Origin of the sequence: Mesorhizobium sp. LNHC229A00, assembly GCF_000502415.1 — a bacterium.
In the GTDB taxonomy this organism is placed as follows: Bacteria; Pseudomonadota; Alphaproteobacteria; order Rhizobiales; family Rhizobiaceae; genus Mesorhizobium.
In genome coordinates, this window is the sequence record NZ_AYWQ01000002.1 from 401,433 (window position 1) to 417,896 (window position 16,464).

Here is a 16,464-nt window from a genome sequence, read left to right on the forward strand (position 1 = left end):
TGCTCGACCCTTCCGTCTATATTGCGCCGGATGGCGCACGGCTTGCGGGCGGCCGCGTTGCAGCTAGAGTGCCGTTCCATGATCCGGCGATTTGTCGGCCTGACATAGCGGTATTGTCTCGATGAGGTCTCGCGCACCCTTGAACCAGCCCGGCACTCCATGTGCGGCATAGCCGGCGTCTGGCGCAAACGCGATCCGATCGGCGGCGGCGACATTGCCGACGTCGCCCGCATGATGCAGGCGCTGGTCCATCGCGGGCCAGACGACCACGCCAGTTGGAACGACCGCCGGCTGGCGCTCGGTCACCGCCGGCTCTCGATCATCGATCTGTCGGCGCAGGCACGCGAGCCGATGCTCACCGCCTGTGGCCAGGGCGTGCTGGTCTACAATGGCGAGGTCTACAACTATCGCTCGCTGCGGGACACGCTGCGGGCTGAAGGCAGGCGGTTCCGGACAGCCTCTGATACCGAGGTGGTTCTCGAAGCGCTGCACCATTGGGGGCCGGACCAAGCCATCCCGATGTTCGACGGCATGTTCGCCATCGCCTATTTCGACGCCCGTGCCGACGCCCTGTGGCTCGCGCGCGACCGTCTCGGCATCAAGCCGATGTCGGTTGCCGAAATGGGTGAGCGGATCCTGTTCGCCTCCGAGGATAAGGCGATCCTGGCCTGCGATGGCGTCGCCCGAACCATCGATGCGCGCGAAATCACGTTGCGCCTCGCTTGGCAAAGCCGTGATTCCTGTTCCAGCCTGTTTCAGGGCATAGAGCGGCTGCCGCCGGCAGCTCTATGGAAGATCAGCGATGCGGGCGTCGAGAAGCGCTGTTTCTGGCATGTCCTCGACGTGCTCGATGCCGCCCGTATCGTTGGCGATACCGCCACCGACGCGGAGCACATGGCAACGCTGGAAGCGTTGATCGAAGATAGTGTCGGGCTCCATTGCATCGCTGACACCAGCCTCGCCGCTGCCTGCAGCGGCGGCGTCGATTCCGGCCTCGTCACCACGCTGGCCAAACGGTTCAGGCCGGAGATGACGGCCTATGTCGTCGACCCCCGCCTTGGCCACAGCGAGGCGGATGACGCGCAGCGTACCGCCAGCCACGCCCATGTACCGCTGAACAGGGTGCCGGTCGATAAGGACCGGTTCCTCGACCTGTGGCCGAAGACCATCTGGCATCTGGAAAGCGACGGCTGGCATGCAAGCCATGTCTGCCTGCTCGCGCTGGCCGAGCAATGCCGGGCCGACGGCTTCAAGGTGCTGCTGACCGGCGAAGGCGCCGACGAACTCTTTGGCGGCTACGACTGGCAGGAAGCCAGCCTGAAATTGTGGCGGCCATGGTCCTGGCCGGGTCGGCTGTTTCGGTCCAGGAACAAGCTCGCCCGCAGATTCGAGCGCCAGCGCCATGCCCCCTTCCGGACCGCGATCGGCTTTGCCCATGGCTGGGACCGCAACGCCGTGCTCAGGGCGCTTTCGCCGGAATTGAATTTCCTTCAGGCAAGGATCTTCGACCGGCTGGAGCCGGTGACGCCGCTTGGCGACCGCGCCTTCCTGGGATGCTGCCTTCACGACATGTATTCGCATCTGCAGGATCTGCTGAACCGGCATGACCGTCTCAGCATGGCGGCCTCGGTGGAACTCAGGGTGCCATTCCTCGAGAACCGGCTGATCGACTTCGCGATCCATCTGCCTCGGCGCCACAAATACCGCCAGAAGCAGGGAAAGTGGCTTTTGAAGAGGGTGGCGGAAAAACACATTCCGGTTCAGAATGTAAAGGCCAGGAAGAACGGTTTTCAGGTATCCGCGAACTTTACCACCGGCACCGAAACCCTGTTGAATGGTGGCTTTCTGCGCGATGCGATGAAGTGGCCGGCATCTTCGGTCGCGGATCTGGTCGACCTGGCCAGGCGCGACCAGCCGTCGAGGCTTCGGCTGGTGGGAATGGAGCTTTTCCTTCGTCTCCATGCCGGCGGCCAGTCCGCCGGCCAACTGAGCGAAGCGTTGCATGCGGCCGTGGCCGAGGCGCGTTGAAACGGCAGGCTGGATGCCAAAGGCGCGCCGTGGCCCTTCGCTCTCCCCTTGTTGGACCATGAGCTTCTCAGCAACGCATTCGCCCTTTGCGCCGCGATGCCATAGTTTCGGCAAATCATGCGGGGAAACGGATCCCCGCAAGGATCAGCGCGCCGTGGCAGGAACCCATCCATGACTGACGAGAAGCCCGATAGCGAAAGCGTCTCGGCGCTGGCGCCGTTCCGGCATGGCATCTTCCGGGCCGTATGGGGCGCGAGCCTCGTCTCCAATTTCGGCGGCTTGATCCAGGGCGTCGGCGCCGCCTGGATGATGACCACCATCGCCACCTCGCCCTACCAGGTCGCGCTGGTCCAGGCCTCGACCACCTTGCCCATCATGCTGTTCGCGCTTGTCGCCGGCGCCATCGCCGACAGCTTCGACCGCCGCAAGGTGATGCTGGTCGCGCAGACCTTCATGCTGGTCGTTTCGGTGCTTTTGACCGCGTTCACCTATCTGGACCTGATCACGCCGTGGACGCTGCTGGCCTTTACCTTCCTGATCGATAGCGGCACTGCGCTCAACAGTCCGTCATGGCAGGCCTCCGTCGGCGACATCGTTCCGCGCAACAAGGTGCCTGCCGCCGTGGCGCTGAATTCCATGGGCTTCAACCTGACACGTAGCGTCGGCCCGGCAATCGGTGGCATCATCGTCGCGGCCGCCGGCGCGGCCGCGGCCTTCGCGGCGAACGCGGTGAGCTATGTCGGACTTATCGTCGTGCTGGCACGCTGGAAGCCGGATCTACCGGCCTCGACCTTGCCGCGCGAGTCGTTGGGGGCGGCCATGGGCGCCGGCCTGCGCTACGTCGCCATGTCGCCCAATATCGGCAAGGTGCTGGTCAGGGGCGCCGCTTTTGGGTTCAGCGCCGGCGCGGTGCTAGCGCTGCTGCCGCTGGTGGCGCGCGACGTCGTCAAGGGCGATGCGCTGACCTACGGCATCATGCTGGGCGCCTTCGGCATCGGCGCCGTCGGCGGGGCGCTGATCAGCGTGCGGCTGCGCCAACTGCTCTCCAGCGAGACGATGGTGCGCTGTGCCTTCGCCGGCTTTGCGGCCTGCGCATTCAACGCCGCCGTCAGCCAGCATGCCTGGCAGACCTCGCTCGGCCTGCTGGTCGGCGGTGCCTGCTGGGTGATCGCGCTCTCGCATTTCAATGTCACCGTGCAGATGGCGACACCGCGCTGGGTGGTCGGCAGGGTTCTGTCGGTCTACCAGACCGCAACCTTCGGCGGCATAGCACTGGGCAGCTGGATCTGGGGTGTCGTCGCCGACGCGCATGGCGCCGAGACGNCCGCAACCTTCGGCGGCATAGCACTGGGCAGCTGGATCTGGGGTGTCGTCGCCGACGCGCATGGCGCCGAGACGGCGCTGATCGCCGCGGCCATCGCCATGCTGGCTGGCGGCGCCATCGGCCTCGTGCTGCCGCTGCCGCAACAGCAGGTGCTCAACCTCGACCCGCTCAATCGCTTCAAGGAGCCGCACCTGGCACTCGACCTGAAGCCGCGCAGCGGTCCGATCGCCATTATGATCGAATACATCATCAGGCATGAGGACGAGGCGGAATTCCTCGCCACAATGGCCGAGCGCGGCCGCATCCGCCGCCGCGACGGCGCCCGCAACTGGACACTGGCTCGCGATCTCGAAAATCCGTCGATCTGGATCGAGCACTACCACACGCCGACCTGGCTCGAATATGTCAGGCATAACGGTCGCATCACCCATGCCGACGCCATGGTCGGGGAACGCTTGCGGGCGCTGCACTCGGGCGACGAGCCGCCGCTCGTGCGCCGCGTCATCGAGCGTCCGACGACCGCCGGCACCGCGTTGGTGATGGCCAAGGGGCCGATTGAGCACTGACGAATTCGAAGGTTCGCGGCGCCTACCCCTCGCCCGACAGGTCCCGGCGCGCCTTCTCGAGCTCTTCCGCATAGCGCCGCATCAAATGGCCCTCGGTCAAAAGCCCGAGCACGATGTGGTCGGCGAAGTCCTCGACCACGGCCAGTTCCTCCGCGCCGGCGCGCTGGAAGGTCTCGGCGGCGGCCTGCACGTTCATGCTGGGCACCAGGACGGCATCCTTGTACTGGGCAAGGTCGCGCACCAGCGCCTCGCCCCCGGAAGGATCGCTGTGCAGTTCGGCCACGATCAGCACGCCGACATATTCATCCCCTGGGTCGACCGCGATCACGCGCTGGGCCGAACCCAACGGGAATTCCTTGCGGAAGGCGGCCAGCGTCGTCGATGCATCGATGGTCCTGATGTCCTCGCGCATCATCGAGCCGACGGTCAGGCTGCGCATCCAGCCGACATCNTGGGCGCTGCGGATCGTCTCGCCGCGCAGGTGGAACCGCCAGGTCGAGAACGAATAGCCGAAGGTCTCGCGCACCAGGATCGCCGCCATGATCGAGGCGGCAAGCACCACGCCGGTGAGCGTCAGGTCGCGGGTCGATTCCAGCGCCAGGAAAGTCATGGTCAGCGGCCCGCCGACGACACCGACGGCAAGCGACGTCATGCCGACGACGGCGGCGACGGAGGGGTCGATACCGGTCGCCGGCGACACGAGCGCCATGACACCGGCGAACGCCTTGCCGAGCAGCGCGCCAAGGAACAGCGAGGCGAAGAACAGTCCGCCGCGAAAGCCCGAACCCAGTGAGATCGCCGACGCCGCCAGCTTAAGCGCGAAGACGCTCGCCACCACCGCCAGCCCGTAATTCATGGCGAATTCGCGATGCAGCGCGCCGTGGCCGCTGGACAGGACCTGCGGCGTGACCAGGCCGAGGAGGCCGACCAGGACACCGCCGACGACGGGACGGAGCGAGGCATCGACCGACAGCCTGTTGAACCCGCGCTCGATCAACGTCACCAGTTGCATGATGGCGATCGAGGCAGCACCGCCAAGCAGGCCGAGCAACAGGAAGGGCACATATTGGCTGGCAGTGAGTTGCGGCAACCCTGAAAGCTCGAGCGGAAAGGGCACGCCGCCGAACACTTCCGCCGTCAGCGACGCCGAAATCGCGGCCGTCATGACGGGCGCGACATTGGCGACGGAGTAGATGCCGATGACCAGCTCGAAGCCGTAGAAGGCGCCCGTCAGCGGCGCATCGAAGGCGGCCGAGATGGCGCCGGCCGCACCGCAGCCGACGAGGATGCGCACATCGTTGCGGCGCAACCGGAAGGCGCGCGCCAGTCGTGAGGCGACGCCTGAACCGACCTGTGTGTAGCCCGCCTCCAGGCCGACCGAAGCGCCGAAGCCGCTGGAAATCATCGTCTGGACGACGATGATGAAGGTGTCGGTCAGCGACATGCGCCCGCCATAGAGGGCGTTGGCCTCGATCGGATCGACCGGCGTGCGGAATTTCCGGAGCCTCAGCCAGATCACCGATATTCCGAGCAGGATGCCGCCGATCGCCGGGGTCAGCGCCTGTATCGGATTGGCAAGCGAGAACATGCCCGACAGCCGCCCGCCGGGCTGGACGCCGAACAGCAGCCCGTGCAGGTCCTGTACGATCTGGCTCATCGCGGTGACCAGAATGCCAGCCATGACGCCGACAACGCCCGCCAGCATGACGACGGCGATGCCGCGCGCCTCCAGCAGAGGGACTGACCTCAAAAGCACCGCGCGCAGCCGGCGGGCGTAGACTTGGGGTTGGTTTCTGGAAAGCACCGGGACGGCTCGCCGATATCAAGGCAAAAGAAGACCCGCCTGATACGCCGGGCGGCACGTCGTGACAACCACAATGCCGACATCAAGGCGCCATTATGGCCGCGAACCGCCAGATCCGGCCTTCCCGCCTTGGGCCGACGGGGCTGCCCGCCAGTTGCGAACTCACCATGCCCTTTCGGCACAATGCGTACACCGAGCTGGAGCCGGCGAGGACCTAGCCGCCGGACCGCTCAGGTCGGCATGGCTTCGCCGGTCTCGTAGAGCACGAGATTGCGCTCGCCGATGCCAAGCCCCGGCCAGCTCGCGCGCCAGTCGGCAAGATGCGGAGAGCGGAAATGCGCATCCAGTGCCGGTCTGGCACGCCACACCTCGGTGATCCTGATCAAGCCGGGATCAAGCACATCCTGCGCATAGGAATATTCAAGGCAGCCGTCCTCGGCGCGGCTGGCGCGAACCATGCGCTCCATCGCCGGCCTTGCCTCGTCAAGCCTGTCGGGCGGCAGGCGGATCGTACCGATGATCAGCAGCATGAAGTGTCCTTCGCGAGAGAGTCGATCCCGTCACTCTCCCACCCTCGCGCAAGCTTGGCCAGCTACCCTCGCCGGGCTGTCGCATGCTCGGCAGCCCTGTGGTTCGAGGACGAGAATGGCGATCAGCGAAAGCATCCAGCCCGGCGCGGTGGCCAAGAACGGCCGCGACGTCTTCTTCGCGCTCGGCATCGTCGTCATCCTGGCCGTGCTGTTCCTGCCGATCCCGGCCTTTCTCATCGACATCGGGCTTGCCTTCTCGATTGCGCTTTCGGTGCTGATCCTGATGGTGGCGCTGTGGATCCAGCGGCCGCTCGATTTCTCGTCCTTCCCGACCGTGCTGCTCATTGCCACCATGCTGCGCCTGTCGCTCAACATCGCCACCACGCGCATGATCCTGTCGCACGGCAATGAGGGCACGCACGCCGCCGGCTATGTCATCGCCGGCTTCTCCAAGCTGGTGATGGCCAGCGATTTCGTTATCGGCCTGATCGTTTTCATGATCCTGATCGTGGTGAACTTCATCGTCATCACCAAGGGCGCCACCCGTATCGCCGAGGTCGGCGCGCGCTTCACCCTCGATGCCATCCCCGGCAAGCAGATGTCGATCGACGCCGACCTCTCCGCCGGCATGATCGACGACAAGACGGCACAGCTGCGCCGCCGCGAACTGGAAGAGGAATCCTCCTTCTTCGGCTCGATGGACGGCGCCTCGAAATTCGTCCGCGGCGACGCCATCGCCGGCCTCATTATCACCGCCATCAACATCGTTGGCGGCATCGCCATCGGCTACATCAGGCACGGCATGGGCATGGGCGAGGCCGCCGACGTGTTCATCAAGCTGTCGGTGGGCGACGGTCTCGTCACCCAGATCCCGGCGCTCATCGTCTCGCTCGCCGCCGGCCTGCTGGTCTCCAAGGGCGGCACGCGCGGCTCGACCAACCAGGCCGTGTTCGGCCAGCTCGGCGCCCACCCGCGCGCGCTCTACGTGGCGGCCGCACTGCTGGTGCTGCTCGGCCTGATGCCCGGCCTGCCACTGTTCCCGTTCTTCGCGCTTGCCGCCGGCATGGCCGGCCTCGGCTACGTCATACCAATGCGCCATAACCGGGCCATCGCCGAGGCCGAGGCGGTGAAGAGCCAGGAAAAAGCGAGCAAGGCCGAGGAAGAGAAGAACTCGGTCAAGGCCTCGCTCGCCACCGCCGAGATCGAACTGCTGATCGGCAAGCAGCTTTCCACGCGGCTCCTGGTCTCGCATCAGGAACTGGTCTTCCGCATGTCCAAGATGCGCAAGAAATTCGCCCAGCAGTATGGCTTCGTCGTGCCTGAAGTCCGCGTCGCCGACGACTTCGCCATCCCGCCGAAAAGCTATCAGATCAAGGTGCACGGCACCGTGGTCGCCGAATATTCGATGCGCGTCGGCGAGATAATGGTGCTGCTCGGCAACCGCGACATACCCGAAATCCCCGGCGAGGAAATTCGCGAGCCCGCCTTCGGCATGCGCGCCTACTCCGTCATGGAAACCTTCGCCGAGGATCTGAAGCGCGAGAACTTCACCTTCGCCGACAACATGTCGGTGCTGCTCACCCATCTCTCGGAAGTCATCCGCAACAATCTGCCGCAGCTCCTGTCCTACAAGGACATGAAGGCGCTGCTCGAACGTCAAGATCAGGAATACCGCAAGCTCGCCGACGAGATCTGCACCACCCACATCTCCTATCCCGGCCTGCAGGCGGTGCTCAAGCTGCTGCTTGCCGAACGCGTCTCTATCCGCAACCTGCATCTCATCATCGAGGCCATCGCCGAGATCGCGCCGCATGTGCGCCGCACCGAGCAGATCGTCGAGCATGTGCGCATCCGTATGGCCCAGCAGATCTGCGGCGACCTCTCCGAAGGTGGNTGCCGAACGCGTCTCTATCCGCAACCTGCATCTCATCATCGAGGCCATCGCCGAGATCGCGCCGCATGTGCGCCGTACCGAGCAGATCGTCGAGCATGTGCGCATCCGTATGGCCCAGCAGATCTGCGGCGACCTCTCCGAAGGTGGCGTGCTCAAGGTGCTGCGCCTCGGCAACCGCTGGGATCTCGCCTTCCACCAGAGCCTCAAGCGCGACGCCAAGGGCGAGGTGCGCGAATTCGACATCGATCCGCGCCAGTTGGAGGAATTCGGCCAGGACGCCACCAAGGCGATCAAGAAACACCTCGAAGCCGGCGAGCGTTTTGTCCTCGTCACCGCGCCCGACGCCCGCCCCTATGTGCGCATGATCATCGAGCGCCTGTTCACCACGCTGCCGGTGCTCTCCCATGTCGAAATCGCGAAGGGCGTCGAGATCAGGGTGCTCGGGACCATATCGTGAGCATTCTCTCGCAGGCCGCCGTCATCGCGGCGTTCCTCGCCTTCTGCCGCATCGGTGCCTGTTTCATGCTGATGCCGGGCCTGTCCAGCGCCCGCGTCCCGGTGCAGGTCAGGCTGTTCGTCGCGGTCGCCGCCACAGGCGGCCTGCTCGCCTTCCTGTGGGACAAGATCTTTCCCTTCGTCGATCCGCGTCCGCAGATCCTGGTGCCGATGATCGTCTCGGAGTTGCTGGTCGGCGGACTGATCGGCGCCATGACCAGGCTCTACATGGAGGCGCTTCGCTTCATGGGCTCGGCCATCGCCATGCTGATCGGCTATGGCGGCTCCGGCGGACCGGCGATCGAGGAACCGGAGCCGCAGGCGGCCCTTGCCGCCATAATTTCATTCTCGGCGCTGCTGATGCTGTTCGTCTTCGACTTCGATCACGAGATCGTCCGCGCCCTGGTGGCGTCCTACACGGTCGCGCCAGTCAACGTCTTCTTCAACCCCCAGGCAGCGCTGGTCGACATCACCGACACCGTGTCGGACACGTTCTTCCTGGTCATCCGCCTCGGCAGCCCGTTCGTCGCCTATGCCATTCTCGTCAATCTGACGATCGGCTTCGTCAACAAGCTGACGCCGCAGATCCCGATCTATTTCATCTCGCAGCCCTTCGTCATCGCCGGCGGCATGCTGATCTTCTATTTCGCCGTCGGCACCATGCTGTCGCTGTTCGTCGACGGCTTCGTCGACCTCACGCTGGCGAGGTGACATGAGCACGCGTAAGGATCGTCTGAGGAAACTGATCAAGGTGCAGGAACAGCTGAAAGCCCTGCACGAGACCCGCCACGCCACCTTCGTCGCCGAGGCAAGCGCCGCCGAGACCGAAGCCCGCGAATTGATCGGCCATTTCGACCAGGACAATTCCCTCTCCAGCCTGTTTCCCGATCTCTATCATCGCCGCATCGCCCAGGCCGTCGTGCGCCAGGAGGAAAGCCTGGAAAGCGCCAGGAAGGAAGCCGGTCTGATCGCCGCGGCAAGCGCGCGCACCAACATGGTCGAGCGCGCCTACAAGGACCTGCGCAACCGTCACGAACGCGAGGCATCAGACCGTGAGCGGCTGGACCTGATCGCGCAGAAGCGACATCCCGAAGCAGGTGAATAGGCCTCCCACTCCCCGCAAGCCTGCCACAAGCTTGTTGAGGCATGGTCCTGGCTAAGGAAACCCGGCAAAAGGCGGACCTTCTTGGCGATTTCTCCACCCAGCGACATCGTGATGGATGTCGCCCGAGCTGCCGATCCGATGGATATCGAGGCTGCCCGCGCCGCGCTGACCAAGCGCGCCGGCAGCGTCGCCGGCACGTTTTCGGTCGACACCGCGGCTTCGGTCGATGCCGGCTCGGTCCTGTCGCGCGCGACGGCGGACAAGGCCGCCGCGACAGCCGACCCGGCCAAGAAGTTCAAGAAGTTCGAGGCGATGGTCCTGCAGACCTTCATCCAGAACATGCTGCCCAAGGACACCGAGGGCGTCTATGGCACGGGTCTAGCTGGCGACATGTGGAAATCGCAGCTCGCCGAGCGCGTCGCCGACGTCATGGCTGACCGCGGCGGCATCGGCATCGCCAAGTCGCTGCTCGCCGACCATTACATGGACGGCAAGCGCAAGGTTCCGATCGGCCCGGTCTCGAATGGGCCGGAAAAAACCGAGATCGATCAGCAGACCCGTCTGTCCACTTCGCTCGTCCAGGAGTTGCAGCGCAAGGCCGCCAAGTCGATGACCGGCGACGAGACAACCAAAAAAACAGACATCAAGATCTAGGACTGGGAAACACATGGCCGACTCTTCGGAATTCACCGCCAAGCTGCCGGCGCGCACCACCGCGTCGGACGCACCGACTCCTTTCGCGCGGCCCGGAAACCTTGCCGCCATCATCGGCCGCATCGAGGAGGTGGTCGAGGAAGAGACCGCCGGCATCCGCAGCGATACAAGTTATGACCTCAAGGCGTCGAACGCCCGCAAGAGCCGCTATCTCTACGAGCTGACCCGTGCCATGAAGGGCGGCAGCGAAGCCGAATTCCTCGAGCAGCACCGCGAGGGCCTGACCCGGCTGCGCCAGAAGCTGGCGAAGAACGAAGCTGCTATCCTGGCGCATCTGAGCGCCGTCAACGAGGTCGCCAGCCTGCTGCGCAGTGCCATCCAGCGCGCCGAGACCGACGGCACCTACTCCGCCGGCGAGTTCGGCAGGATGAAAGGTTAGAGCGCGGCAATGCCGGGCTCGGGTTCAAAATGATCAAGGTCATCGCCATAGCGGTCTGGATCTGCGCCGCCACGCTCGGCGCGGTGTTCTATTCGTTCCAGGCCGCCGGTGAACAGGGCGTCGGTGAGAAGCCCAAGCCGATGTTGGGCGGGCTGGACTACGTGAAGACCGACATCATTTCGGTGCCGCTGATCCACGACTCCAAGATCGACGGCTATTTCCTGGCCAAGCTCGTCTACACCGTGGAGCCGGAGCAGATAAAGAAGCTGTCGATCCCGGCCGAGGCTCTCATTACCGATCAGGTCTACAGCTATCTCTACGCCAACCCCCAGATCGACTTCACCAAGAAGGCGACGCTCGACCTCGATGCCTTTCGCGCCGCGATCCGCGACACGATCAACACGCGTGTCGGCGCAACCCTGGTCCATGAGGTCCTGATCGACCAAGTCAATTTCCTGAGCAAGGATGAGATCCGCGACAACTGGCTGCGCCGGCGGCAGGATGCCAGCACCCCGGCGACCGAGACTCCCAAGCCGGTCAGCGCGCATTGAGCCATCGGCCCAGTACCGGTGGCCCTAGAACGGTCGGCGTTGGGACCAATCCCTGCAATCCGCGTTGACGTAAACGTCAATTCGAAGCTATATGCGGCAGCGATCATGATCGCCAGGGATGCCGCATGGACTTCGGCTGGACCGAAGTGCGTCGCGTGACAGATGCAACAGACAGGGAGAATAGCGTGAGCGTTCAGGATATAGCCGAGAAGATCAAGTCGCGCGTGGCAAGCAGCGGCTTCGACCGTTCCGTGAAGTTCGACACCGGCAGCGACGGCGTCATCGTCATCGACGGCGCGACCGTCTCGACCACGGACGCTCCCGCCGACTGCACCATCAAGCTGTCGCTCGACGATCTGGATTCGCTGATCGCGGGCGACCTGAACCCGACCATGGCGTTCATGACCGGCAAGATAAAGGTCGAAGGCGACATGACCGTCGCCATGGCGCTGAGCCAGTTGATCGGTTGACAGGCACGGTCGCCAGAAGCGACCTCGAGATAAACGAAACGCCGCCTTTTGAGGCGGCGTTTCGTTTGAAAGGCGGTCGCGCTTAAGCCCTCACGCCGCCAGGGTCGACGCCTGTGCCTTGAGCTTGCGGCCGGACGCCTTCAGCGTGCCCTTGGCGCCGTCGAGCACGCCCTCCACCAGTTCCAAGGCCAGCAGACGGTGCCGTTCGTAAGGCCCCGGCATGGCGAGCGCCCCGGTCCTCGCGGCCGAAAAGCCGAAGCGGCCATAGTAAGGCTCGTCTCCGACCAGCAGGATCACAGTGTGGCCGAGGCGCACGGCTTCCGCGATGGCATGCCGCATCAGCGCCGAGCCTATGCCGGCATTCTTGGACGACGGGTCGACGGCGAGCGGGCCAAGCAGCAGCGCTGCCGGACCGCCCTCGCCCAGCGTGACGTCCCATAGCCGCACCGTGCCGGCCACGCCGCCCGAGGCATTGCGTGCGGCGAAGGCAAGCCCCTCCGAGGGCCGGCGGCCGCGGCGCAGCTTCTCCGATGATTTGGTCTTGCGCTTCGGCCCCATGGCGCGATCGAGCTAGGCTTCGCGCGCCGCCACGTCGGCAGCGGTTTCGGCGACCGTGGCGAAGGCCGGCGCATGAGCTACGAATTCGACTGACATTTCCATTTCCGCAATCCCTGGCGAGCGGAGATCTGTTCCACAGGCGAGCCCAAGCGGGCGACAGGCGCCCACCTGGGGTGATCCGAGTGGTTCTTTCGAACCCTCAGATCACGTAGGATCGGAGAGGCTCGAAGCCGTTGAACGCGACCGCCGAGTAGGTGGTCGTGTAGGCGCCGGTGCCTTCGATCAGCACCTCGTCGCCGATGGTCAGCGACAAGGGCAGCGGATAGGGCGTCTTCTCGTACATCACGTCAGCCGAATCGCAGGTCGGGCCGGCGAGCACGCAAGGCGCGGTCTCGCTGCCGTCATGGCGGGTGACGAGGGGATAGCGGATCGCCTCGTCCATGGTCTCGGCCAGACCGCCGAACTTGCCGATGTCGAGGAACACCCAGCGCACATTGTCGTTGTCGGCCTTCTTCGAGATCAGCACGACTTCCGACTTGATGACGCCGGCATTGCCGACCATGCCGCGGCCCGGCTCGATGATCGTCTCGGGAATGGCGTTTCCGAAATGCTTGCGCAGAGCCGAGAAGATCGCCTGGCCATAGGCCTGCGCCGCCGGCACGTCACGCAAATAGCGCGTCGGGAAGCCGCCGCCCATATTGACCATCTTGAGCACGATGCCTTCTTCCGCGAGCGTCGCGAACACCTTCTTGGCGTCGGCCAGAGCACGGTCCCACGCGGTCAGGTCGGTCTGCTGCGAGCCGACATGAAACGACACGCCATGGGCGTCAAGACCGAGGCCCTTGGCATGGCGCAGCACGTCGACAGCCATGTCGGGCACGCAGCCGAACTTGCGCGACAGCGGCCATTCGGCGCCTTCGCCATCGGTCAGCACGCGACAGAACACGCGGGAGCCTGGCGCGGCGCGCGCGATCTTCTCGACTTCCTCGACGCAATCGACCGCGAACAGCTTGATGCCGAGCTGGTAGGCGCGTGCGATGTCACGCTCCTTCTTGATGGTGTTGCCGAAGGAGATGCGGTCCGCCGGCGCACCGGCGTCCATCGCCATCTCGACTTCGGCAACGGAAGCGGTGTCGAAGGACGAGCCCATCGCAGCAAGCAGGCGCAGGATTTCGGGCGCCGGGTTTGCTTTCACCGCATAGTAGATCTTGGAATCGGGCAGAGCCTTCTCGAAGGCGCGGAAATTGTCGCGCACGACGTCAAGGTCGACGACGAGGCAGGGGCCGGACGGACGTCGGGTGGCGAGGAAGTCGAGGATGCGCTGTGTGGCCATCGGGATTCTCCATCGCGCCTTTCGGCGCGCACAAGGGTGCGGGCGCGGGCTGTCGGCCTCGCGAACACGCGGTCAAACAAAGGCGGGACGGAAAATCCATGGAACCAGCCGGTGGAGACCCCGGAACCATGAAACGCCGTCTCGCGGCGATGAACCTTAGCCTTGCCCGGCTTCGGTTCGCTTTGTCTGCCTTGGCTTGGATTGGGAGAACCCCGTTCCGCACTGCCGGCAATGAAGGTGTGCCTCTTCAGTAACCCCGGTCTTTGGACAACCGGCAGAGAACCAGAAAGGCCCGCACCGTCGTTGCTTCAAGGTGTCCTCGGTCTGGCGGTTGGCCGCTAAACCGACTGGAGGGGTTAGCTCCAGTTACCTTACCGATTTCCCTCACCATTCGAGGATCGGCGGACACCCACAGGCACGTGCGACTTTGGGCAAGGGCGATATAAGAGCGAAGCATTTCACAATCAATAAAAATCGTATCGCCGGTTGTAAAATTTCTGGCATCGAACAATGTTGGCGCAACCGTATACGGATATCGAACGATGACAGGCACGCACGGCCCTTTCAACGCCTTTCTCGACCTTCGCCAGATGCCCGTGGCGCACGCCGAGCTTGGGCTCCTGGCCGGCCTGCGGCTGGCGGTCAAGGACATTTACGATGTTGCCGGCTACCGCACCGGTTGCGGCAATTTGCAGAAATTCGCCAATGGCCACGCCGCTTCGCGCACGGCGCCGGCCGTGCAGGCGATTCTCGACGCCGGTGCGCGCTTCATCGGCAAGACGCAGACCGACGAACTCGCCTTCGCTCTGTTCGGCCAGAACGCGCATTTTCCGTTTCCGGTGAACCCCGCGGCTCCCGATCGCGTCACCGGAGGCTCGTCGTCGGGGTCGGCGGCGGCGGTGGCGGGCAGGCTGGCCGACATTGCCACGGGGTCCGACACCGGCGGTTCGATCCGCGCGCCGGCGAGTTTCTGCGGGTTGATCGGGCTGCGCACCACGCATGGCCGCATTTCCCTCGACGGCACCATGCAACTGGCGCCGAGTTTCGACACGTTCGGCTGGTTCGCCGACGACATCGAAACCTATGAGACTGTCGGCAAGCTGCTGCTTGGCCGGGATCCGCACCAGCATTCCCTGGACCGCCCGCTTGCGCTCGGCTGGCTGGACGAGATGGTCGCCCCGCCGGCGGCCGCCGAATATGCCGGAATGAAGGCGCTGGTGGCCACGGTGTTCGGCACGCCGGCGACGCCGACGACGCACTTCAGCTCGTCCCCGGACGAACTCTACTGGTGCTTTCGCCGCCTGCAGGCCAGGGAGGCCTGGGCGGTGCATGGCGAATGGATCACCAGCGGGGAGCGCGAGCTCGGGCCCGGCGTCGAGGAGCGGTTCGGCTTTGGCCGTGCGGTCGACGACCGGACAGCACAGGCCGAGAAGGTGCGCCGGCTGACCTTCCGCGGCGAACTCAGCGCCATGCTCGGCAAGCACGGCTTTCTTGTCCTGCCGACAGTGCCGGGCCCGGCACCCTATGTCGACAGCACACCGGAGCAATTCCAGGCCTACCGCGAACGCGCGCTCCATCTCCTGTGCCTGGGCGGGCTCTCCGGCTTTCCGCAAATCACCTTGCCGATCGGCTCGGTCGCCGGCGCTCCATTCGGTCTCTCGCTGCTTGGCCCTTCCGGCAGCGACATTGCCCTGATACGGCTCGGCCGAAAACTTCTCGACGCAGCACAAAGAGCCTGAACAATGGATACACTGACCCGCATGCGCGCCTTCATCGACGTCGTGGAGGCCGAGGGATTCTCGGCGGCGGCACGCAAGATCGGCCGCTCCAAGGCGCTGCTGTCGAAATACGTGCGCGAGCTGGAGGACGAGCTCGGCGCGCTGCTGCTGAACCGCACCACGCGCCAGTTCTCGATGACCGAGGCCGGTCACACCTACTACCGCCGCGCCTCGGAGATCGTGCGCGAGGTCGACAGCCTGGCCGACGCCGTGCGCGAATCCTCCGGGGACGTGCGTGGCCGCATCAAGCTGTCGGCGCCGCGCACCTTCGCCGACGCGCCGATCGGCCAGTCGCTGATCGACTTCGCCAAGCAGTATCCCGACATCGTGCTCGACATCCAGCTCGACGACCGCTTCGTCGATCTGGTCGAGGAAGGCTTCGACCTCGCGGTGCGCATCTCGCGGCTGGAGAACTCGTCGCTGATCGCCAGGCGGCTGGCGCCGTTTTCGATCAAGCTCTGCGGCTCTCCCGAGCTGATCGCCAAGCACGGCATGCCGACGCGACCGCAGGATCTCGGCCATATGCCCTGCATCGTCGACACCAATGGCCGCGGACTGAACAACTGGCCGTTCAAGGGCGACAATGGCGATCCGGTGAGCATCGCCGTGTCGGGCCCGATCGAGGTTAACAGCCCAATGGCGGCGCGGGCCGCGGCCCTGTCGGGGTTAGGATTTTGCATCCTGCCGGATTTCATCGCCGCGCCCGACCTCAAGAGCGGCCAATTGGTGGCGGTGCTCGACGACCGCATCCTGTCGGGCGGCGGCATCTTCGCCGTCTATCCGCACCGCCGCTATCTGCCGGCGAAGGTGCGCGTTTTCGTCGACTTCCTGGTGCAGTGGTTCAGGACGCGCGAAAGCGCCTGACCTGCCCCAGCCTGGATACCGCACGTTTTGAGCTCTCGTGCAGACGTGGCGCTATCCCAAAGCCTCGCGCA

The 16,464-nt window shown here is 64.9% G+C and carries 13 protein-coding genes and 3 pseudogenes; 12 read left to right on the plus strand and 4 right to left on the minus strand.

Annotated elements, in window-relative coordinates:
• Positions 1–159 precede the first annotated feature (159 nt).
• On the plus strand, positions 160–2,028 hold the full coding sequence (asnB, locus tag X742_RS164500; RefSeq protein ID WP_023770467.1) for an asparagine synthase (glutamine-hydrolyzing): 1,869 nt from the start codon (positions 160–162) through the stop codon (positions 2,026–2,028).
• A 171-nt stretch (positions 2,029–2,199) separates the two neighbouring features.
• The gene (locus X742_RS164495) at positions 2,200–3,918 is read left to right on the plus strand and encodes an MFS transporter (protein ID WP_023770468.1); all 1,719 of its coding nucleotides are present in this window, start codon (positions 2,200–2,202) and stop codon (positions 3,916–3,918) included.
• 22 nt (positions 3,919–3,940) lie between these two features.
• Here the strand turns inward: X742_RS164495 and X742_RS164490 are convergent, their stop codons facing one another.
• Entirely contained in the window at positions 3,941–5,722 is a 1,782-nt protein-coding gene (locus tag X742_RS164490) for a chloride channel protein (protein WP_023770469.1), read from the minus strand.
• Positions 5,723–5,952: 230 nt separating this feature from the next.
• The gene (locus X742_RS164485) at positions 5,953–6,252 is read right to left on the minus strand and encodes a putative quinol monooxygenase (protein ID WP_023770470.1); all 300 of its coding nucleotides are present in this window, start codon (positions 6,250–6,252) and stop codon (positions 5,953–5,955) included.
• A gap of 115 nt (positions 6,253–6,367) precedes the next feature.
• On the opposite strand from X742_RS164485, the pseudogene flhA reads away from it, so the two are divergent.
• From flhA to X742_RS164460, 8 genes and pseudogenes are all read left to right on the plus strand, one after another.
• A pseudogene (flhA, locus tag X742_RS1000000174720) lies at positions 6,368–8,143 on the plus strand (flagellar biosynthesis protein FlhA); the annotation flags it as partial.
• Between the two features lie 4 nt (positions 8,144–8,147).
• Positions 8,148–8,603 (plus strand): annotated as a pseudogene (locus X742_RS1000000176445) (FHIPEP family type III secretion protein); the annotation flags it as partial.
• A 71-nt stretch (positions 8,604–8,674) separates the two neighbouring features.
• The gene (gene fliR, locus X742_RS1000000175465) at positions 8,675–9,352 is read left to right on the plus strand and encodes a flagellar biosynthetic protein FliR (protein WP_280800180.1); all 678 of its coding nucleotides are present in this window, start codon (positions 8,675–8,677) and stop codon (positions 9,350–9,352) included.
• A 1-nt stretch (position 9,353) separates the two neighbouring features.
• The gene (locus tag X742_RS164480; protein ID WP_023770472.1) at positions 9,354–9,746 is read left to right on the plus strand and encodes a hypothetical protein; all 393 of its coding nucleotides are present in this window, start codon (positions 9,354–9,356) and stop codon (positions 9,744–9,746) included.
• Positions 9,747–9,827: 81 nt separating this feature from the next.
• Positions 9,828–10,400 (plus strand): rod-binding protein, encoded by a 573-nt coding sequence (locus tag X742_RS164475; RefSeq protein WP_023770473.1) that lies wholly within the window; start codon positions 9,828–9,830, stop codon positions 10,398–10,400.
• A gap of 13 nt (positions 10,401–10,413) precedes the next feature.
• The gene (locus X742_RS164470; protein WP_015315880.1) at positions 10,414–10,839 is read left to right on the plus strand and encodes a hypothetical protein; all 426 of its coding nucleotides are present in this window, start codon (positions 10,414–10,416) and stop codon (positions 10,837–10,839) included.
• Positions 10,840–10,868: 29 nt separating this feature from the next.
• A complete protein-coding gene (locus tag X742_RS164465) occupies positions 10,869–11,390 on the plus strand; it encodes a hypothetical protein (protein ID WP_023770474.1) in 522 nt (173 codons plus the stop codon).
• 185 nt (positions 11,391–11,575) lie between these two features.
• Positions 11,576–11,860, plus strand: a complete 285-nt coding sequence (locus tag X742_RS164460; RefSeq protein WP_015315878.1) for an SCP2 sterol-binding domain-containing protein — start codon at positions 11,576–11,578, stop codon at positions 11,858–11,860.
• A 90-nt stretch (positions 11,861–11,950) separates the two neighbouring features.
• Here the strand turns inward: X742_RS164460 and X742_RS01000000169640 are convergent.
• Both X742_RS01000000169640 and odc2 read right to left on the minus strand, forming a co-directional pair.
• A pseudogene (locus X742_RS01000000169640) lies at positions 11,951–12,520 on the minus strand (N-acetyltransferase).
• Positions 12,521–12,617: 97 nt separating this feature from the next.
• The gene (odc2, locus tag X742_RS164455) at positions 12,618–13,751 is read right to left on the minus strand and encodes an ornithine/lysine decarboxylase (protein ID WP_023770475.1); all 1,134 of its coding nucleotides are present in this window, start codon (positions 13,749–13,751) and stop codon (positions 12,618–12,620) included.
• 542 nt (positions 13,752–14,293) lie between these two features.
• Here odc2 and X742_RS164450 point away from each other — a divergent pair.
• The gene (locus X742_RS164450; protein ID WP_023770476.1) at positions 14,294–15,490 is read left to right on the plus strand and encodes an amidase; all 1,197 of its coding nucleotides are present in this window, start codon (positions 14,294–14,296) and stop codon (positions 15,488–15,490) included.
• Between the two features lie 3 nt (positions 15,491–15,493).
• Positions 15,494–16,393 carry a LysR family transcriptional regulator gene (locus tag X742_RS164445; RefSeq protein WP_015315874.1) on the plus strand — a complete coding sequence of 300 codons (900 nt, stop codon included), beginning with the start codon at positions 15,494–15,496 and terminating at the stop codon, positions 16,391–16,393.
• Positions 16,394–16,464: the final 71 nt, after the last annotated feature.

Coding starts and splice junctions, on each gene's coding strand:
- asnB (WP_023770467.1), top strand. CDS start 160: ATGTGCGGCATAGCCGGCGTCTGGCGCAAACGCGATCCGATCGGCGGC.
- X742_RS164485 (WP_023770470.1), bottom strand. CDS start 6,252: ATGCTGCTGATCATCGGTACGATCCGCCTGCCGCCCGACAGGCTTGAC.
- fliR (WP_280800180.1), top strand. CDS start 8,675: ATGCCGGGCCTGTCCAGCGCCCGCGTCCCGGTGCAGGTCAGGCTGTTC.
- X742_RS164480 (WP_023770472.1), top strand. CDS start 9,354: ATGAGCACGCGTAAGGATCGTCTGAGGAAACTGATCAAGGTGCAGGAA.
- X742_RS164470 (WP_015315880.1), top strand. CDS start 10,414: ATGGCCGACTCTTCGGAATTCACCGCCAAGCTGCCGGCGCGCACCACC.
- X742_RS164465 (WP_023770474.1), top strand. CDS start 10,869: ATGATCAAGGTCATCGCCATAGCGGTCTGGATCTGCGCCGCCACGCTC.
- odc2 (WP_023770475.1), bottom strand. CDS start 13,751: ATGGCCACACAGCGCATCCTCGACTTCCTCGCCACCCGACGTCCGTCC.
- X742_RS164450 (WP_023770476.1), top strand. CDS start 14,294: ATGACAGGCACGCACGGCCCTTTCAACGCCTTTCTCGACCTTCGCCAG.
- X742_RS164445 (WP_015315874.1), top strand. CDS start 15,494: ATGGATACACTGACCCGCATGCGCGCCTTCATCGACGTCGTGGAGGCC.